Source organism: Tamlana crocina, assembly GCF_012037625.1.
Genome location: NZ_JAAVJS010000129.1, coordinates 1 through 534 on the forward strand (window position 1 = coordinate 1; position 534 = coordinate 534).

Sequence of the window (534 nt, forward strand, 5' to 3'; positions counted from 1 at the left end):
CCTGAACCTCCGATATTTATTGCGTACCCATTTTGCCAGTCGTTTGTTCAGAAATCGGAACACGTAATGTAGTTCACTCATCCGCACCTTGCCATAATAATGAATCCAGCCCCGTAGTTTGTCTGCTATAATGGCTGCCAAATCGGGCAGCCGCAGATGAACCATACGGTGTAGTTTCATCTTGAACAAAGTCTGGTTGATGCGCTTCTGTCTCTTGCGACTGATGGACGGGGTAAAACCCAAATGAAAGTTCCCAAAGTAGCCTTTGACCATTCTTGGTTTGAATGTGAAGCCTAAGAAATCAAAGGTCACATATTCCACCTTAAATGGCGGGTGCTTCTTCTGGTTGCGCTTGCAATACACGATATTGCTCTTGCCGTCTTTTATTTGAAGTTTACACTCCTTAAGTCGGGCTTTTATCGCTTCCAGTGTCCGCAGGGCTTGTTTGAAGTTTTGGCAATGGATGATGATATCATCGGCATACCTCTCAAACTTTACTTCGGGGTGGTACTTCTCTATCCACTTATCAAAAAC

The 534-nt window shown here is 44.4% G+C and carries 1 protein-coding gene; it reads right to left on the minus strand.

Annotation, left to right across the window (positions count from 1 at the left end):
- On the minus strand, positions 1 to 534 hold a 534-nt coding region (locus HC176_RS15955; RefSeq protein ID WP_245234922.1), incomplete at both ends, for a reverse transcriptase domain-containing protein.